This is a genomic window from Eubacterium sp. 14-2 (assembly GCF_000403845.2).
In the GTDB taxonomy this organism is placed as follows: Bacteria; Bacillota; Clostridia; order Lachnospirales; family Lachnospiraceae; genus Petralouisia.
Window position 1 is genome coordinate 1,276,614 of the sequence record NZ_KE159567.1, and the last position, 18,196, is coordinate 1,294,809.

Sequence of the window (18,196 nt, forward strand, 5' to 3'; positions counted from 1 at the left end):
CCTGTAGAAGAACAAATAATATGCACACTCGTGCGAATAGAAAATGTCATTTTCCAAAAATGATACGACACAATTCGACAAAATATATAATGATACAATCGGTATGATAATAATGTTATGGTAAAAAAGCACTAATTTGACAAGGTTCGTGCGAATATGATAATATCAGGATTTCTTTGTCGAAAATCGGAGAAATCTTTTTATTGAAGGAATATTTATTTGCGGATATAATACAAATAGTTGCCTTTTATGAGAGATTATTATGAAAACCAACAGGAGGATTTAGCGTGGAAAAATTAAATGTGGCAATTGCAGATGACAATGAGAGAATGCTGAGGGAATTGGGAGACATCGTAAAAAGCGACGAAGAACTTCAGGTAGTGGGAACAGCGAAAGATGGAGAAGAAGCATACGAAATGATAAAAAAGAAGGAACCGGACGTGGTATTGCTTGACATTGTTATGCCCAAACTGGACGGGCTGACAGTGATGGACAAAATCAGAAGCGACAAAAATATCAAAAAACATCCGGCGTTTATTATAATAACCGCAATTGGACAGGAAAAAATCACAGAGGACGCATTTTCCCTGGGGGCAGATTACTACATTATGAAACCTTTTGACAACGAAGTGGTGCTGAACCGTATCAAGCATGTGCGGAATTCGGAACTGCGCAGAGTAGCAGAAGTACGGAAAGTCAATGCCTATGAGAAAAAGCAGGATCTGGAAGAGCGGAATCTGGAAAGCGATGTGACAAATATTATCCACGAAATCGGAGTACCTGCTCATATCAAAGGCTATCAGTATCTGCGTGAAGCCATCATCATGTCGGTACAGGATATGGAAATGCTGAATTCCATTACCAAAATCCTGTATCCTTCCATTGCAAAGAAGTATCAGACCACGCCAAGCCGGGTGGAACGGGCAATCCGGCATGCCATTGAGGTTGCATGGAGCAGAGGAAAAATGGACACTATTGATGAATTATTTGGTTATACGATTCACAATGGGAAAGGAAAACCTACAAATTCTGAATTTATAGCTTTAATTGCGGACAAAATTCGGTTAGAATATAAGCTGAGAGAATAAGTAGGAGGTTTTTTACATGAAGAAGATACTCTTTGCAGCATCCGAGGGAAATCCTTTTGTCAAGACCGGCGGCCTGGCAGATGTAACGGGGGCTTTGCCGAAATATCTGGATCAGGAAACATTTGATGTAAGGATCATTCTGCCAAAATATCTGTGTATTCCGGAAGAATACCGGCAGAATATGAAATATGTGACTGAATTTCATGCAGATATGCCAAGAGAGCAGGAATACATAGGAATTTATGAGGCCAGTGTGGAGGGGGTTCATTATTACTTTATAGATAATGAGCATTATTTTGCCGGAAACGGTCCTTATAATCAGATTTTTGAAGATGTAAACAAATTCGCATTTTTCTGCAGGGCAGTGCTTGCCAGTCTGCCGGAACTGGGATTCTGTCCGGATATCATACACTGTCATGACTGGCAGACAGCGCTGATTCCCGTGTTTCTGGATGCATTTTACCGGGAAAGTGCATTTTATCGGAATATCCGTACCGTGCTGACTATTCACAATCAGAAATTTCAGGGGCGCTGGCGGATTGATGATATTGAAAACTGCCGGGACCTGCCTTCTCATTACCGTTATGGAGCCATGGAAGCCTATGGGGAAACAAATTTTCTGAAGGCCGGAATCCTTCATGCAAACCGGGTCAATGCAGTCAGTGAGACTTATGCCAGAGAAATTCAGGGCCAGCAGGGCGGAGAAGGGCTGGACGGCGTAATGCGGGAGATTTCCGGAAAACTTTCCGGTATTGTGAACGGGATTGACGTTGCCGAATACGATCCCAAAACAGATCCCCGGCTGAAAGCGAATTTCGATGTGAAAACCATTGCCAGGAAGAAACAGAATAAAGCTGCACTGCAGGCTGCACTGGGGCTTCGGAAGGACAGCTCCGCAATGGTAATCGGCATAGTGTCCAGACTGACCCGGCAGAAAGGATTTGAACTGGTCCGGGAGGTGTTAGAGGAAATGATGAACACCCTGAATGTGCAGGTGGCTGTACTGGGTACCGGGGAAGAACAGTTTCAGGATTTTTTCCGGCATTTCGACTGGAAATATCCTGACCGGGTTTCTGCAACCATAGGATACAGTGAGGAAAAGGCCCATCTGATTTACGGCGGTGCAGATGCGTTTCTTATGCCTTCCCAGTTTGAGCCCTGCGGCCTGAGCCAGTTAATCAGTATGCGTTACGGTACCATTCCCATTGTCCGGGAGACAGGGGGACTGAAAGATACGGTGGAGCCTTATAATGAAATCTGGCATACAGGCAACGGATTCAGCTTTGCAAATTACAATGCTACGGAAATGCTCGCCATTGTCCGATATGCCTATGATGTGTTCTGCAACCATCCAAAGGACTGGAAAGCCATGATGAAGCGGTGTATGAGCGAGGATCATTCCTGGAAGAAGTCAGCCGGAAAGTACGAAAAGCTGTATCTTGAACTTGTATAAAAATTTCTGCGGGAGCTGTCGGAAGCCAATACTGGCGGATACTCCCGCAATATTTTTCTGAAAGCAGGAAATCAGTACAGGGAGAGCCGGCGTGAACTTCTGTCATAGAAATAGACACGGTCAGAGAGAATTTCTTCCGGCGAGACTTCAGCCAGGTTGATTTCGCCTACAATCCGGGGCAGTTCTCCGGGATTGCCTGCATGGGAGGCAGGGATGGCGATAACCTCATGAACGCTGCTGGGAAGGATGTAGAGACTGTCCCTTAACTGGTCGGATACCTGTTTCAGTGCATCCTGATACAGGATGCAGCAGGCGCCGTTCAGACGCAGGTGATTGGTGAGCACATACATGGGAACGCTTTCAGAGATCAGGGTATCCTGGGCAGAGCGGCGTTCTTCCTCCGGAAGGACGTCAAGGACAGGAAAGATAAGATCTGCCAGGGAATCGCAGCAGAAAGAGAGCAGAAGAGGCGTATTCTGCCGGGCCAGGGAGAACAGCGTATCCACAGAGATGTTCCAGTAATCCAGATGTTCATGAAAAATGGGAATGGATGCGTTTTTACCGGACCTCTCCTGTATCAGACAATAGAATACAATGGCAAGGTCCATCCAGGGCAGATGGGGAACTTCTTTCAGAAGTTCTCTGTTTTTTTCGTAGTGAATCAGTTTATAGACAATTCGGGATCGGATATTTTCAAAACAGGTGAAAAAGGAAGTGTCCACAGTCCGAACACTGCAGTGTTCATAATAATAGCGGAGAATACAGGACTGCAGGGCGGAAAAGGAAGTGCCCTGCTGATAACTCTTGTAATAATGGTTCAGATAAATGGCGGGGGAAACATTACTGCCTGGCTCCAGAATTGTGAGGCCGTCCAGCAGAATATGATTGTTATGAGAGAAAGGGCGAATGGTAATACAGGTGCCCGCAGGGAACAGCTCTCTCAGACTGGTGACAAGCTGCTGTTTAAATTCTTCGTATGTCATAATACCTCCTGTGCTGTGCTGGCAGCCTGGAAGATTATGTTTCACACAGATTCTGTGTGGGCTTAACTGTACCATGAAAACCGGGAAAATGCAAGAGTAAATTACGGGAAATTGCGTCTGTGCCGCCAGAGCTATTTTGATTTTCCATATTACTGCATTGATATCTGTATGCAGAAACCAAATGCAGGTGGTATCTGTGCAACCATTTACGGTACGAAATACTTTATGAATACAGAAAAACAGTAAGCAATAAAAAGGTGCTGCAAAATCATCTGTTATGATAATTTTGCAGCACCTTTTTTGTCTTATAGGAAAGACCTTGTCACACTAACGCGTGAAAGTGTTTTCCTATAAGACAAAATAATTATCGCACTGCGGCGGAAAAGAAATATGTCGCTAAAGCGACCCGCCGCAGGCGGAGAATGCGCATGGCGCATTCTTTTTTATTTATCCGCAATTAATATTAAGTATGGCAGTCCGCCTGTTTTGTTTTTTCCATTCAGTCCGCTGCCTTGACTTCTTTCCAGAGCAGATTCAGCTTCATGGTGGCTTCGTCGTCCAGGGGTTTTAACACTTCGCAGTTGTCCAGAGTTTCTTTCGGAGGGAAAATCGTGGTATTTTCCTGCAGTTCCTCATCCAGGGATTCTCTGGTTCTGATGTTTGGGGTGGCATAATACACATAGTCAAAATTCATCATGGAGATATCTTCCCGGCACAGGAAATTCAGGAATTTTTCGGCATTTTCTTTCTGTTTTGCAGATTTTGGAATAAACCAGGAATCAATCCACATATTAGAACCCTCTTCCGGTACGGAAAAAGCAAGTTTGTCATTAAATTCCAGTGCATAGCCTGCCTCTCCGGAATAGACAACGGCCATGGCGGCGTTATTTCCAATCATTTCGTCCTGGGCTTCATCCACCAGATAGGAATAGACCAGAGGTTTCTGCTGAATCAGCATATCCTGCGCCTGTTTCAGGGCTTTTTCATCTGTGGTATTCAGAGATTCTCCCAGCAGTTTCAGGGGTACCATGAAAGAGTCCCGGACAGAGTCTGCCATGATAATCTGTCCGCTGTATGCTTCATCCCACAGAATATTCCAGGAATTTACTCTGGATTCATCTACCATGTCTTTGTTATAGAGAATTCCTACTGTTCCGAAAAAATAGGGAATGGTATATTTGTTTTCCGGGTCAAAGGATTTTGAAAAATCAAAATAGTCGGAATCCAGGTTTTCTTTCAGAGGGATATTGTCAAAATTCAGTTCCTGAACTTCTCCTTCCTGAATCAGTTTTTCCACCATGTAATCTGAGGTACAGATTAAATCGTAGTCAATGGCGCCGGCCCGGTATTTGGTGTACATATTTTCCGGTGTAATATATTCCTCATATTCCACTTTAATGCCTGTTTCTTCCTCAAACATTTTAATGGCTTCCGGTTCCAGGTATTTTCCGTAATTCAGGATGGTCAGGGTGTTTTCTGAGTCTTTGCCGCAGCCTGATAAAAGAGGGAGGGCAAATGCGGCCAGCAGCAGTATTTTATTCCGGTTCCTGTGAAGAAATCTGCGTATTCCGGAAATTTTGAGGGGGAAATGTGATGTATGTTTCATGGGGACAGTTCTCCTTTTTTCTCTTTGCGGGCGGAAGGTCCGAAGTTCATAAACAGCAGCAGTACCAGAGCCAGTAAAAATAAAATGGTGGACAGGGCGTACATTTCCGGCCGAATGCCTTTGCGCATTTCCGTATAAATCATGGTGGACAGGGTGTTGATGCCTGCGCCTTTGGTGAAATAGGTAACGGAGAAATCATCCAGCGACATGGTCATTGCCATGAGAAAGCCGGAAAGCACGCCAGGACGTATCTGGGGCCAGATGATTTTGACAAAAGCATACAGGGGCGTAGCGCCTAAATCCAGTGCGGCTTCGTAAGTGGTGCGGCTGCTCTGTTTCAGCCGGGGAAGCACATTCAGGATAACATAGGGGATGTTAAAGGTAATATGTGCAATCAACACCGTGTTCATGCCCAGTCTGGTAAAACGAACAAACAGAAGCATCATGGAAATGCCTGTAACAATATCCGCGTTAAGCAGCGGAATATTGGTGGCGCCGATCATAATGGCCTGACTGCGTTTTTTCATGGCGTCAATGCCCAGAGCTGCCAGGGTACCCAGAAGGGTGGCAAACAGGGCGGAAGCCAGAGAAATCAGAACGGTGGTTCCAAAAGCTGCCATAATGGTACTGTCAGAAAAAAGGTTTTTGTACCATTTCAGGGTAAATCCTCCCCATTGTACTCTGGTTTTGGAGTCATTAAAGGACAGAATAATCAGCACCACAATGGGGAGGTACAAAAACAGAAAAATAATGGCCAGATATATCCGTTCCGCAGATTTTTTTACCATACGCCGGCACCTCCTTCGTCTCCCTTAGAACTCATCAGGGCCATACTTGCAATGACAAATACCATCAGTACCAGTGAAAGGCCGGAGCCCAGGTTCCAGTTGTATTCCTGCATAAAGGCCTGTTCAATCACATTTCCGATAAGCAGTACCTTGCCGCCCCCCAGAAGGTCGGAAATGGCGAAAGAAGTCAGAGCCGGAACAAATACCATGGTAATGCCGCTGATAACCCCGGACATGGTAAGGGGCACAATAATTTTAAAAAATATGGTTACGCTTCCCGCGCCCAGATCTCTGGCGGCTTCAATAATATCCGGCTGAATCCGCGCCATGGCATTATAGACAGGAAGTATCATAAAAGGAAGAAAATCATACACCATGCAGAAAACCACGGCAAAGGGCGTATTTAAAATATCCAGAGGCGGAAGGTGCAGGGTGCTCAGAAAAGTATTGATGACACCGTTGTTAGACAGAAGCATCCGCCAGGCCAGAATACGCAGCATGAAATTCATCCACATGGGCAGGATAAAAATAAATACAATAAATCCCTGTCGTCTGATTTTCATTTTGTTTAAAATCATGGCAAGAGGATAAGCCAGAATCAGGCAGATTCCGGTACAGATCAGTGCCAGCTTCAGGGAGAGCAAAAGTGCCTTCATATGGATGGAGGCAGATATGGATGTGATATTCAACAGGGTAAAATGGCCGCTGGTGGTGGTAAAGGCATAATAAAGTATCATTACCACCGGAAGCAGGATAAATCCTGCCATCCATAAGAGATATGGCCCCGTCAGGAGCTGTCTTTTCAGGTTACGCATCTGATTCCACCGCCTTTTCGTCACTGGATTCCGGTTTGTTCATAATTTGGATATTAAAGGGGTCTACCCGTATGCCTACATGGGAACCCGGCTGATGCATCTGAGTGGTCTGTACCAGCCATTCAAAGCCATTGGCCTGAACCTCAATTTCCCAGTGGACGCCCTTGAAAATCAGGGAGATAACGTCTCCCTCCAGCATACCCTGTTCCGGGGCAACCAGTTCCACATCCTCCGGACGGATGACAACGTCTACCGGGGTGTTGCAGCCAAAGCCTTCGTCCACACAGGGGAAATTCACATCCAGAATTTTTACCAGACGGTCCTCCAGCATCAGGCCGTCAATAATATTGCTTTCCCCGATAAAGTCGGCCACAAAAGCATTGGTGGGTTCATTGTAAATATCTTCCGGGGTTCCGATCTGCTGGATGTAGCCCTGGTTCATAACCACAATGGTATCCGACATGGTGAGTGCTTCTTCCTGGTCGTGGGTAACGTAGACAAAGGTAATGCCCAGTTCATTTTTCAGGCGTATCAGTTCATACTGCATATCCTGCCGCAGCTTCAGATCCAGAGCGCCCAGCGGTTCGTCCAGAAGCAGGACCTTGGGCTCGTTTACAATAGCCCGGGCAATGGCAATCCGCTGCTGCTGGCCGCCGCTTAAGGAATCCACGCTTCTTCGCTCAAAACCGTCCAGGTTCACCAGCTTTAAGGCGTATTTGATTTTATCATCAATGTAGGCTTTGCTTTTTTTACGGATTTTCAGTCCAAAGGCGATATTTTCCGCAATGGACATGTGGGGAAATAAAGCATATTTCTGAAATACCGTATTCAGCTGACGTTCGTTGGGAGCCAGGCCGGTAATGTCTTTGTCGTCAAATATTACAGTGCCTGTGTCAGGCGCTTCAAAACCGCCGATAATCCGGAGCGTAGTGGTTTTTCCGCAGCCGGAAGGGCCCAGTAAGGTGAGAAATTCATTTTCACGGATGTAAAGGTTCAGGTCGTCCAGAACCGTCTGTCCATCGTAAGATTTGGTAATATGCTGTAAATCAATCAGTCGCTTGCTCATCGTTTGTTATCCTCCTAAAAGCTGGGGGGAGTGGAAACCCAGAGAATGGCCGCTTCCCTGCCGCTGTAATTTTCCAGATAGTGTTTTTTTCCTGCTTTAAAATAAAAGGATTCTCCCTGTCTGACCGTATAGGTTCTTCCGCCGTAGCAGAGACGTATGGAGCCTTTCAGTACATATCCGAATTCCTCGGCTTCATGGGGAAGCTGGATTTCGGAAGTTCCGTGGGGAGCCAGCGTCATAAGTACCGGTTCCATGGCATTTTTCTGGGCATTGGGAATGATCCATTTGATAGTATGGTGCAGATCCTCATTTTCCTTTATAAAATAGTCTTCCTGCTTAAATACAATCTGTTCCGGCTCCGGGTCGGAAAAAAACTCCGCCGGTGTGGTGCCGAGACACTGTATAATGTCAAGAAGGGTGCCCACGGAAGGGGAGGTGAGGTTGCGCTCCAGCTGAGAAATAAATCCTTTGGAGAGTTCGCTGCGGTCTGCCAGCTCCTGCTGAGTCAGCCCGTACTGGATGCGCAGTTCTTTCATACGATGTCCAATGTCCATGGAAATCATCCTTTCTGAATATAAACATAAAGTATAGTGATTGTAAAGTCAAACTGATAATGTATTTTGTGTTTAATATTATTAAACACAAAATACATTATAAATGGAAACCAGAAAATGTCAATAGAAAAATTTTTAATTTTCCGGAAAAAAAGATTGCAAAACTTTGTCAAAGCGGGTATAATAATTGAGAATTATCAATCACGGACGGAACAGAACAGTTCCGTGTCATATGCCAAAGTGGCGCAGTTGGTAGCGCGTCGCATTCGTAATGCGCAGGTCGAGGGTTCGAGTCCCTTCTTTGGCTGAATGGGAGCTGTAAGGATTTACAGCTCCTTTTTGTCTTACAGGAAATATGTTCCCGTTCTGAAGTCTGAAAGGGTTTTTTTTGTATAACAGAAAATAAAGAAAGAGCAGGTGAATCATATGGAAGCATTGAGGAAAGAAGAATTTCATACGATAGAAGACATTTATGCGCTGCCGCAGGGGCAGCGGGCGGAGCTGATTGACGGACAGATTTATGATATGGCGCCTCCAGGCAGAACACATCAGAGTCTGGTTCATATCCTGGACAGAACTATCGGAAATTATATTCAGGGCAGGGGAGGTGATTGTGAAGTATATCCGGCACCTTTTGCAGTGTTTCTGAATAAAGACGATTTTAATTATGTGGAACCGGATCTGTCTGTGATCTGTGACAGTTCCAGACTGGATGAAAAAGGATGCCACGGTGCGCCGGACTGGGTCATTGAAATTGTTTCTCCCGGCAGCAGACGAATGGATTATTTTATCAAACTGTTTAAATATCAGAGTGCGGGAGTCAGGGAATACTGGATTGCAGATCCGGAAAAGCAGCGTGTGGTGGTTTATAATTTTGAAAAGGAAACTACGGAAGAATATTCCTTTGAGGAAAGGATACCTGTTGGCATTTATGAGGACTTTTTTATAAAAATTCAGTAGAGGCAGCAGGAAGAAGATTTTTTATAAAAATTCAGTAAAGGCAGCAGGAAATGGAGGAAATCAGTATGAAAAAATTTGACGCAGATTATATGCTGCTGGAGGATATGTATCGTGACGGGTATTTTCCGGATTTTCTGGTGGATAAAATAAAAGTTCCGGTGCAGGCTGTGATTGACTTTCTGGAGACAGGTGAAAGAGACAGAGAGAAGGTACAGGAGAAATTTGACGAAATGACCCTGGCAATCAACGACCTGCAGGAAGAATTTGAAGAAAATGACAGTGAACTGGAAACCGGAGCCAGGGAAAGCATAGGAGAAACCGTAGAATATATTCTGAAATGGTTTGATATCCAGATCGATGTGGAGGACGCCATTGGCCAGCGCGAATGGTGATTTGGAGATGAAACGGTGAATTATGATAAGGATTTATTATGCTTTCTGTCTCAGGCAGGGAGAAAAGCCGGGAGAGTATCTGAAATATCAGAGGAAACTGGCAGATGAAATATTAAATCATGGTTTTAAAAGTTGCTTTCATATGGAATTTAACAAAAATTATGTGGAAAAAGGAATACACGGAAAGCCTTTCTGGAAGCCGGAAGAAGGTATTTATTTTAATGTGAGCAACACAAAAGGCCTTGTGGTGTGTGCAGTTGCCCGGTGTGAAGTGGGAGTGGACGGGGAAAGAATCAGACAGGTGAAACTTCCGGTGATCCGGCGTTGCTGCAGCCCCAGGGAGCAGTGTTATATTCTGGGAAAAGGGGAAGAAAGAATGGACTGGCCGGTGTTCAGCCGTTTTTTCCAGATCTGGACTCTGAAGGAAAGCTACATTAAAATGACCGGAGAAGGAATGTACTTTCCGGTGGAACAGATAGAGTTTGATGTGGAAAAAACAGATTCCGGAGAATGTTCCATTGGCAGCCGTATCCTGCTGTCTTCGGCCTGTGCAAAAGAAGAGAAAAGGGAGGAACATACCGTGGGGAAAGGTTCCGGCAGTAGTCAGAAGAGAAGTTTTGTTCAGAAACAGATTGGAGATTACTGGATTTCCCTCTGCGCCAGGGAAGAAACAGAGGTTGTCTGGCAGGAATTCAGGAATCCGAAACAGCCCTGAAAAAAGGACTGTTTCGGGATATGAAAGCAGGCAGAATGTTTCGGAAAAATGGCTGGGGCTCCTGAGAGAACCTTATGTTACAGGAAATGTTTCAGGTAGCGTTTTTCCAGAAGGGTAATCAGGCTGTAAAGCCCCCAGGCCAGAATGCAGAGAATTACAATGGACATGATAACCCAGTCAAGTTTGAACACCTGGCTGCCGTAAATGATCAGATAGCCCAGTCCCTGACGGGAAGCAATGAATTCTCCGATGATAACCCCCACCAGACACAGACCGATATTGACTTTCATAAGTGAGAACAGAGTGGGGATGTTGGCAGGCAGAATTACTTTGATGAGGGCATGGTATTTTCTGCCGCCCATGGTGTAAATCAGTTTTATTTTTTCCGGATCCACAGACTGAAAGCTGGTGTAAAGGCTTAAGATGGAACCGAAAATAGCCACGGATACGCCGGTGATAATAATGGTGTTGTAGGTTGCGCCCAGCCATACAATGAGCAGAGGAGCCAGTGCAGATTTCGGCAGGCTGTTCAAAATTACCAGATAAGGTTCCAGTGTTTCTGAAAGCCCTTTATTTAACCATAAGATTACTGTCACTGCCAGAGAGACAATAATTACAAGCAGAAAACTGGCAATGGTTTCAAACAATGTAATGCCGATATGGGCGAACAGTGTCTGATCCAGTATCATTCCATAAGCGCAGAGCAGTATTTTAGAGGGGCTGCTGAAGATAAAGGAATCAATCAGATCCAGTCTGGCGGCTCCTTCCCAGACAGCCAGAAATAAAATAAAAATGCACAGCCTGCTGACTGTGACAGTGCGTTTATGCTTCTTCTGAGTGAGCAGAAAATTCTGCTGAGCAAGGGAAACTTCACTCATCTTCATTCAGCTCCTTCCATATTCTGTTAAAATAATTTTTAAATTCCGGGGAATTCCGCCGTTCCAAAGCGCTGATATTGTGGGGAAAATCAATGTCTACCACAGTCTGAATGGTGGCGGGGCGTTTGCTTAATACCAGAACCTGGCTGCCCAGACTGACTGCTTCTGACAGATCATGGGTTACCAGAATTGCAGTTTTTCCTTCTTTTTTGATAATTGCCCCAATATCATCTCCTACGGTGAGACGTGTCTGATAATCCAGAGCAGAGAAAGGCTCATCCAACAGCAGGATTTCCGGTTTCAGCACAAGGGTGCGGATCAGGGCCGCCCGCTGGCGCATGCCGCCGGAAAGCTGAGAGGGCCGGGAGTCTTTGAATTTGTAAAGACCGTAGGTTTTCAGCATATCCAGTGCCATTTCTTTTGTTTCCGGTGTCAGCTTATTCTGAATTTCCAGTCCCAGCAGAACGTTTTTCTCAATGGTACGCCATTCAAACAGATGGTCGTGCTGCAGCATATAGCCGATGGCATTGCAGCTTTTCTGGTTCAGCTTTTGTCCATAAAATAAGATGGAACCGTGTTCCGGTTCCAGAAGTCCTGACAGGAGGGAGAGGAGGGTGGATTTGCCGATGGCAGAGCAGCGGAAACAAACGGAGTGATTTAGTAAATGTTTACAACCTTTCAAACAACCCATAAAGAATAAATTACCAGCGGGCGCATAGTATACTATGAACTCTGCTGGCAGGAAGTGGTTGTTATGGCGGGAAAAAAACAGGAAATCAGGATTGTAGTACATATGCCAGAGCAGGTATCTTCGGTTTTCAGCAGAGAGCAGGCAGAAGAATTCTGGATAGAAAAAATATCCGGGAAAGTCAGGGAATCCGGGCTTACAAAGCAACAGCGGAAACAATTGTTAGATAAAGTGTCTGCTTTTATCATGGCTTCCTGGCGGGAATTTTAAGCCAGAGTGAGAATTATCCGGTGAAGTCCAATCGTGAGTCAGGAAATGGGTGGTCAGATATCATGGTGAAAAGTCCGTCCCTGCGGGGAAGGTCATTTATTCTGGAGCTGAAAGTATCAGGCTCGATTGATGATTTGGGGGACGATGCAAAAAAAGCGCTGCAGCAGATAAAAAATATATGGAATAACTGCGTAGGGAAGGATATAGGAAGATTATTGTTACAGGGTGCCTTTCTTTCGGAAAGATTGTGAAGTCTGGTTTGGGAAAGGGTAATATTGATCAGATGAAAGCCTGGGGATTTTTGATTTGGAAATTACAGTAACAGAAAAATGAGTGGAAAAAGAGCAGCCAGGGAAGCTGCTCTTTCCTGTGGACTTCATTGCAGATGGCTCTGTTTCGGCACATAACGGATCAGAGCCAACATTCTGCTGTGGGATTTTGAGAATATGGTTTCGCAGTTGTTCATACATTGCGTTACCAGTCCGGAAAGCGTGAGTTCATTTTTTTGGGCCAGATCTTCCCAGGTCTTTTTTGTTCTCTGGTGACACGGATGTAAATTTGTTCTTTTTTGTTCATGTTTATTTTCTCCTTTATTAATTTGTTACATTTATGTGGGTAATGATATATATTTTTAAATTTTGATAAATGATGAAAATATATGAATAAATAAGATATATTTGAAGAAGAAAGAACCCAATGCAAAACAAGAGGTAAAAGATACAGATATAAGATATAGGATATATGAATATAGAACAATATAAATGGAAAGTAAATAATAATGAAAAGACAAGAATGTGTAATTGTATGGCATAGACAGCATTCCAGCAGGTAACCAGTCTTTTGTGCGTATCCTGGAACCCCGTATTTTGGGCTTCCGGGATTTTTTTAGTTGGAATTTGTACGCACAAAAGATTTGAAACGGTTATCATCAGTAACAATTAAATGTTGCTGCCAGATGTAAAAAATAATAAATGATTATAACAGTTGGAAGAAGATGCCAGAAAACAGTATTTGAATTACATATTATAGCTGTGATACACAGCCAGGCGGCATGGAATATCTTTTTTAAACAGGGTGGAATAGTGGAATTATGCTTAAATTCCAATTTCCAGATGGTGTACTGGACGTTCAGGGGGGGCAGAGGCGTCCAATTCTGTGGCAGGATATTTAGATTTTACAGAGGCAGGGACAATAGAACAAGAATAAAAGAAACTAACAGCGAAAACGGTAATGTAAATTTGTGATGAAATAGAAAATCTGCTCAGCTTTGTTTCAGGGCAGAACAGGGAGGAACTGAGACAGAAAATAGAAGAGTTGACAGACAGGGCGGCAATGGCAGCTTTTATGGAGGGCTACCAGTATGCAGTTGCAATCCTGCGGGACAGTATGCCGAATGCGAAATGACTGTTTAATTTTTCGAGGGAAGGGCAGAAAATTTTTTGGAAAAAGGAAGACATTAATATAGAAAGATTTCCAATATCTAAAAAACGGAGTTTAGCCCTTCCTGTCAATAATATCACAGATAATCTGCTGTATATGGGCCAGCTGTGTATCGCTTAATCCAGTGGTTTCAATATAATTCCTGTCGTCCAGTTCCAACAGATAATCTGTACTCACAGAAAAGAACTGTGAGATTTTAACCAGCATTTCAATGGAGGGGAGGATATTATTGTTCTCCCAGTTTGAAACGGTCTGCTTGGAAACGTTTAGTGCGCCTGCTAACTGTACCTGGTTTAAGTTATGGGCGGTTCTCAGGTTTCGTATGATTTCGCCGAGCATTATGGAGTTCTCCTTTCTGTAGGTTGATATTAAATTACGGAATACAAAATATATTTACAAAATACTAAAGTATTGGTAAAATGGACACATGGAAAGAAATACGAGAAGAAAATAAGAAAGGAAATAAGGTAGAAGAAAGAATATCAGTTCTTGAGAAAATTATTTACCAACAATTTTTAATCTGAATTGCACCATAAGTATATGGTCTGTCTCTATTGTGTGGATTTTGAATTTTTGTATGCATTTTACACAATAATTTTGAAAATATGAGTATAAGAGTAATGGAAAATATTTTATAGGCTTTTTAACTGAAAGGGGATTTTTTCTGTCAGACATAGAAAACAGATGAAGTAATCAGGAATCAGGATTAAACCGCTTTTGCGTTTTAATAAAAATACGGAAGAAAGGGGGAAACTTCATGAAAACATGGAAACTTGTATCAGGTATCTTATCCATTCTCTTTTTTATGCTTGTTGCGTTTCAGTCTTGCATGGTGGGTTTAGTAAACACTCTGGAAGAAAATGGGGAATTTGGCGGAAGCGCTGGAATCATAGTTGCAATTATGATGATAGCAGGTGGAATTGTTTCTATTGCGACCAGGAAAGGCTCAAATGGTGGGAACGTAGCGCTTATCGTTCTTTTTGGAATTGCCGCAGTTGTGGGATTTGCTTTGGCTGGAAGTTATGCAGATTTAAACATATGGGCTGTCTGGTGTCTTATCAATGCCATATTTGCGGTGATTGCCTTATTAGCTGGAAAGAAGAGTGCAGAATAACTAAAAAGGCTGCTGCAAAATAAGATAAATTCATAACATACAGCCGGGATTCATAAAATGCCCGGACTATTCCTGGTATGTGTTTGCTTTTTTGTGACAGTCCTATAATCTTGTTTTGATGCTTAAGGAAGCATAGTGGAAACTATATGCAGGAATTGGCTGGAGGAAAGGAAGATAACATTTCCCCCTGCTGTGGGGATGAAAAAGGGTTTTTAGAGATTAAATATGTCTTGAGATGAAAAATTAGGAGGGCAGATATGTTTTGTAGAAATTGTGGAAATGAGATAGAGGAAGAGTGGAAAGTATGTCCAAGGTGCGGAGCAGAGTTTAAACATGGAAAAGCTGAAGGTGTGAAGCAGAAAGATAATTATGGTTCAGATGAAATGGCTGTTGGCAGCAGGGATCGCAAAGAAGTGAAGGGAGAACTGTTGGGCAAGGCATTTTCAGGTGAAAGTGGTGGTGTAATATTGGCATATGGCGCCAATTCCATATCAAAGGATATGGTAAAAATATTGGAACCTGATGAAGAGGCAATATGTTTCTATCATGCAGAAAAGCTGTCCATTACAAGATGGCTGAAAGGCGCAAGAGCATTTAACACATACATTTTATGTACAAATCAGAGATTTATATATATAGAACATGCGAACGGGGTGCTTCAGCTGATTCCTTTTTTGACGAAGGCAACTTCAGTACCCTATAATGAAATCCTGGATGTCTCAGTGGGTAAAAGGATGGGAATTTTTTCAGGAAAAATAGAACTGTCAAATGCGAAGAAAAAAATGTGTTTTGCTGTTACAGACAGTAAATCGGCAGCAGAGTTGCAGGAATTTTTGGATGCAAAGCGCAGTGAAAGATAATTTGGCTGGCAGCTAACGTAAAGGGGATTTCAACATTTTGTTTATAACCAGATATTTGGAAAATATGGACTGGAGACAGAGGGTTTTGTGCGAATTGTGAGAAATTACGATTGTTTATTAAAGAAGGAGACGGTTGAAATGAAAGAAACAAAGACAGACAATGATATGGATGAATTAAAGGGACAGATGAATTTGATAAAAAGTTTAATTCAGGAGCACATGGTAAGGTCAATATTATGTGTTCCAGTCATCATCTGTATCGCTTACTTGCTGTATCAAATTTTTACATATAACTTTCACAATTTATTTCATGGTCAGGGCAGTCTGTTCGAGGTCGTACAAGATTTCCTTCCTGTGGTTGATGGCCTGATTTTTTGTGATGTAGCGTTATGGCTTTTATATGGGCCAAAAAACTATAAAGAGGTAAAAGAGAAAGTGACAGGAGAACATCAAAAGGGGTATGGGACACTCTTACATATGATTGAATTTATTGTGGCTGTAATACTTATTTTCACATACTGATGTGAAAAAGAAAATTTTAATTGCATGAAAACAGCAAACAAAATAATCAGATTGTAATACCATAGGCACACTGTAATATTAAATGCAATGTTAAGGCAAATAACATGATTGAGGAGGAAAAATATGTTTTGTCAAAAATGTGGAAAAGAATTAAAGGACGATTGGGAAAAGTGCCCATATTGTGGGCAGACAATAGGAAAAGATGATGTAAAAACGGGGGGAGAGAATAAAATGTCTGGCCAGGCGGAACCTGCCCGGTCAGAAAACGGGTTTTCTGAAAAAGAACCAAAGAAAACAGGCAGAATGAAAAATATATTGCTGGGGGTTGGTGCAGTCCTGGTAATTCTGGTGGTTTTGAGTATTATATTTTTATCAGGAAGTGAAGAAAATGGGTATAGTGGAAGTAGTGGAGATACACAGGAAGCACCGACAGAGATAAAAACACTTGAAGAGACGGGTGGGTTTACGCAGTGGCAGGAAGATGGATTCCCAGGAAAGGTGAGAGCAAATATAAGCATAGACTTCCCTTTATTGAACACAGACAAAAATAATTATGGAGTTTACATTGGAACAGGAGGGATTAACATAGGCATTATCATGCAGGAAGATGAAAAACCTGTCAAAGAATGGGACTGGTTGATGAATGCGGAGCCAGATGAAGATACACAGAAAGCATATTTTAATGGGGTCCTAAAATACCTGGGGCAGAAAGATGATGGTGAAATACCAGTGTTTTTGATTAGTGATATTGGAGAGGGAGACTACCTGGGAAATGGACAGGAAACAGAAAGTAATGTGGACATTGACCTGGAAGGTTTGATTGGGCAACCAGAAGAAGAGTTGAAAAATGCAGGTTTTACATATAATGAGAGTGGCATGGGATATGAACTTTTAGATGGAAAAGTAATAGCTGACTGTATGGATGGAAAAGTATCGGTGATTATACTTACAGGTTCTGGAGAGGAAATGCTAAATTTCCATGGAGTAAAAGTTGGAATGACTTTGGAAGAAGCAGATGTATTATTGGCGGACAAGTATAGTAAGGCAGGAGACTTAGAAGGAAAGACAGTGTATATTGATTTGGAAGCCGGAAATGGAATAGGCTTGGTAAGCGCTGATGGAAGCATTACAGAAATTGATGTTACACATTTTACAGAGGAAGAACTTCAGGAATATATGGCAGTGACACAAGAATATATCTTTCCAGATAGCAATAGCAGGTATCTTTCAGAAGAAGAAATAAGAAGCATAGAAGCAGATAGACTCTGGATAGCCAGAAATGAGATATTTGCAAGGCATGGCTATATCTTTGATAGCGAAGAATTGCAGCAATATTTTAACAATACGTCATGGTATGTTGGAACAGTTCCGGCTGAACAGTTCAATATGGATGAAATATTGAATGATTTTGAAAAGAAAAATGTGGAACTGATTGAAATGGCTGAGAATGAACGGAACGGAAGGAATGATAGTCAGGAAACCTTTGCAGGAAGGGTCGGGGCATATCTTACACCTTATGATGTAGATGGATTTACGCCAAGGATTGACATCCTGGAAATTGGAGAAGATACTTTAATATTTACATTGGGGGTTCTGGGGCATCCCACAAATATGCTGGAGGAATCAGCGCAAATTGTGGATGCTAATACTGCACAATTAGATTATTATGGATTTATAATCACCTTTACATGGACAGATGAGGGAAGTATACTTGTGACACATCAGGGTGAACTGACAGGAATGGATTCTGGCATTATTATGCCAGCGACAGATGGGCAGGAGTATATATGGGCAGAAGAATTTAACTAATAATATTGATCTGGAAAATATACATAACATGGATATTTATATGGAATTATGATAAATTGGAAAAAGTTGTCAGATTCTATTGTATATTATAATAATGAGTCAGCAGGCAGGAGGGACAAAACCTTCCTGCCATTTTTCTGCTTAAAGGAGAGATGCTGGATTAAAGACATAAAGAAATTAATTTTAAGGAAGGAG

General features: G+C 42.7%; 20 protein-coding genes and 1 tRNA gene. 12 read left to right on the plus strand and 9 right to left on the minus strand.

Annotated elements, in window-relative coordinates:
• Positions 1 to 287 precede the first annotated feature (287 nt).
• Both spo0A and glgA read left to right on the plus strand, forming a co-directional pair.
• Positions 288 to 1,088 (plus strand): sporulation transcription factor Spo0A, encoded by an 801-nt coding sequence (gene spo0A, locus C805_RS13040; RefSeq protein WP_016214332.1) that lies wholly within the window; start codon positions 288 to 290, stop codon positions 1,086 to 1,088.
• A gap of 16 nt (positions 1,089 to 1,104) precedes the next feature.
• Positions 1,105 to 2,541 (plus strand): glycogen synthase GlgA, encoded by a 1,437-nt coding sequence (gene glgA / locus C805_RS13045; protein ID WP_016214333.1) that lies wholly within the window; start codon positions 1,105 to 1,107, stop codon positions 2,539 to 2,541.
• A gap of 71 nt (positions 2,542 to 2,612) precedes the next feature.
• Here glgA and C805_RS13050 read toward each other — a convergent pair whose 3' ends face one another.
• The 6 genes from C805_RS13050 to C805_RS13075 form a co-directional block, all read right to left on the minus strand.
• Entirely contained in the window at positions 2,613 to 3,524 is a 912-nt protein-coding gene (locus C805_RS13050) for a DUF5688 family protein (RefSeq protein WP_016214334.1), read from the minus strand.
• Between the two features lie 499 nt (positions 3,525 to 4,023).
• Complete coding sequence (locus C805_RS13055) at positions 4,024 to 5,130, minus strand: ABC transporter substrate-binding protein (protein WP_016214335.1); 1,107 nt, start codon at positions 5,128 to 5,130, stop codon at positions 4,024 to 4,026.
• Positions 5,127 to 5,918, minus strand: coding sequence for an ABC transporter permease (locus C805_RS13060; protein WP_016214336.1), 792 nt, complete (start codon positions 5,916 to 5,918; stop codon positions 5,127 to 5,129). Before C805_RS13060 ends, C805_RS13055 begins: the two co-directional genes overlap by 4 nt.
• Entirely contained in the window at positions 5,912 to 6,733 is an 822-nt protein-coding gene (locus C805_RS13065; RefSeq protein WP_016214337.1) for an ABC transporter permease, read from the minus strand. The genes C805_RS13060 and C805_RS13065 overlap by 7 nt, the downstream gene beginning before the upstream one ends.
• Positions 6,726 to 7,799 carry a spermidine/putrescine ABC transporter ATP-binding protein gene (potA, locus tag C805_RS13070; RefSeq protein WP_016214338.1) on the minus strand — a complete coding sequence of 358 codons (1,074 nt, stop codon included), beginning with the start codon at positions 7,797 to 7,799 and terminating at the stop codon, positions 6,726 to 6,728. The genes C805_RS13065 and potA overlap by 8 nt, the downstream gene beginning before the upstream one ends.
• A 14-nt stretch (positions 7,800 to 7,813) precedes the next feature.
• A complete protein-coding gene (locus tag C805_RS13075; protein ID WP_016214339.1) occupies positions 7,814 to 8,353 on the minus strand; it encodes a helix-turn-helix domain-containing protein in 540 nt (179 codons plus the stop codon).
• A gap of 234 nt (positions 8,354 to 8,587) precedes the next feature.
• Here C805_RS13075 and C805_RS13080 point away from each other — a divergent pair.
• From C805_RS13080 to C805_RS25180, 4 genes are all read left to right on the plus strand, one after another.
• Positions 8,588 to 8,660: transfer RNA gene (locus C805_RS13080), tRNA-Thr, on the plus strand.
• A 119-nt stretch (positions 8,661 to 8,779) separates the two neighbouring features.
• Entirely contained in the window at positions 8,780 to 9,313 is a 534-nt protein-coding gene (locus C805_RS13085; RefSeq protein ID WP_016214340.1) for a Uma2 family endonuclease, read from the plus strand.
• Between the two features lie 65 nt (positions 9,314 to 9,378).
• On the plus strand, positions 9,379 to 9,705 hold the full coding sequence (locus C805_RS13090; protein WP_016214341.1) for a DUF5713 family protein: 327 nt from the start codon (positions 9,379 to 9,381) through the stop codon (positions 9,703 to 9,705).
• Positions 9,706 to 9,727: 22 nt separating this feature from the next.
• Entirely contained in the window at positions 9,728 to 10,420 is a 693-nt protein-coding gene (locus C805_RS25180) for a 4'-phosphopantetheinyl transferase family protein (protein WP_016214342.1), read from the plus strand.
• Positions 10,421 to 10,497: 77 nt separating this feature from the next.
• Here C805_RS25180 and C805_RS13095 read toward each other — a convergent pair whose 3' ends face one another.
• A complete protein-coding gene (locus C805_RS13095; protein WP_016214343.1) occupies positions 10,498 to 11,298 on the minus strand; it encodes an ABC transporter permease in 801 nt (266 codons plus the stop codon).
• On the minus strand, positions 11,291 to 11,989 hold the full coding sequence (locus tag C805_RS13100) for an ABC transporter ATP-binding protein (protein ID WP_022751057.1): 699 nt from the start codon (positions 11,987 to 11,989) through the stop codon (positions 11,291 to 11,293). The genes C805_RS13095 and C805_RS13100 overlap by 8 nt, the downstream gene beginning before the upstream one ends.
• Positions 11,990 to 12,052: 63 nt before the next feature.
• Between C805_RS13100 and C805_RS13105 the strand changes: the two genes are divergently transcribed.
• Together C805_RS13105 and C805_RS25795 are read left to right on the plus strand one after the other, a co-directional pair.
• Positions 12,053 to 12,256, plus strand: a complete 204-nt coding sequence (locus C805_RS13105; protein ID WP_016214345.1) for a hypothetical protein — start codon at positions 12,053 to 12,055, stop codon at positions 12,254 to 12,256.
• A gap of 20 nt (positions 12,257 to 12,276) precedes the next feature.
• The gene (locus tag C805_RS25795) at positions 12,277 to 12,507 is read left to right on the plus strand and encodes a PD-(D/E)XK nuclease domain-containing protein (RefSeq protein ID WP_242832664.1); all 231 of its coding nucleotides are present in this window, start codon (positions 12,277 to 12,279) and stop codon (positions 12,505 to 12,507) included.
• 1,243 nt (positions 12,508 to 13,750) lie between these two features.
• Here the strand turns inward: C805_RS25795 and C805_RS13115 are convergent.
• On the minus strand, positions 13,751 to 14,035 hold the full coding sequence (locus C805_RS13115; RefSeq protein ID WP_016214347.1) for a helix-turn-helix domain-containing protein: 285 nt from the start codon (positions 14,033 to 14,035) through the stop codon (positions 13,751 to 13,753).
• Positions 14,036 to 14,453: 418 nt separating this feature from the next.
• Here C805_RS13115 and C805_RS13120 point away from each other — a divergent pair, with 418 nt between their 5' ends.
• The 4 genes from C805_RS13120 to C805_RS25185 all read left to right on the plus strand — a co-directional run bounded on the left by C805_RS13120 (position 14,454) and on the right by C805_RS25185 (position 18,001).
• A complete protein-coding gene (locus C805_RS13120) occupies positions 14,454 to 14,810 on the plus strand; it encodes a hypothetical protein (protein WP_016214348.1) in 357 nt (118 codons plus the stop codon).
• Positions 14,811 to 15,067: 257 nt separating this feature from the next.
• Positions 15,068 to 15,670 (plus strand): zinc-ribbon domain-containing protein, encoded by a 603-nt coding sequence (locus tag C805_RS13125; RefSeq protein ID WP_016214349.1) that lies wholly within the window; start codon positions 15,068 to 15,070, stop codon positions 15,668 to 15,670.
• Positions 15,671 to 15,808: 138 nt separating this feature from the next.
• Positions 15,809 to 16,192 carry a hypothetical protein gene (locus C805_RS13130; protein ID WP_016214350.1) on the plus strand — a complete coding sequence of 128 codons (384 nt, stop codon included), beginning with the start codon at positions 15,809 to 15,811 and terminating at the stop codon, positions 16,190 to 16,192.
• Between the two features lie 123 nt (positions 16,193 to 16,315).
• Positions 16,316 to 18,001 (plus strand): YARHG domain-containing protein, encoded by a 1,686-nt coding sequence (locus C805_RS25185; RefSeq protein ID WP_016214351.1) that lies wholly within the window; start codon positions 16,316 to 16,318, stop codon positions 17,999 to 18,001.
• Positions 18,002 to 18,196 lie beyond the last annotated feature (195 nt).